Annotated in this window: 1 protein-coding gene; it reads left to right on the plus strand. The window is 53.4% G+C overall.

Going from position 1 to position 264, the window contains the following annotated elements; translation table 11 throughout:
* Window positions 1-58: 58 nt before the first annotated feature.
* The coding region (gene sdhC / locus PZC42_RS21695) for a succinate dehydrogenase, cytochrome b556 subunit (RefSeq protein WP_277214262.1) at window positions 59-264 on the plus strand (206 nt) is incomplete at its 3' end.

Below are 264 nucleotides of genomic sequence, written 5' to 3' on the forward strand. Positions count from 1 at the left end.
GAATAAATCCGGCCGACCTTTGTCGCCACACGTATCAATTTATCGCTGGCCGATAACGATGACGCTTTCTATCCTGCACCGGGTCACCGGTGTGGCGCTGTCAGTCGGGCTCATTGTCTTGACGATCTGGCTGGTCGCCTTGTCGACGGGTGCAGCAGCTTACGAGCACATTATCGCATTAATGCAGTCAATTGTCGGCCGCCTGCTGTTGGCGGGCTTTAGTTTTGCGTTTTTCTTTCACTTGTGTACCGGCGTTCGACATCT

Origin of the sequence: Isoptericola croceus, from assembly GCF_029382255.1 — a bacterium.
GTDB lineage: Bacteria > Actinomycetota > Actinomycetes > Actinomycetales > Cellulomonadaceae > Isoptericola > Isoptericola croceus.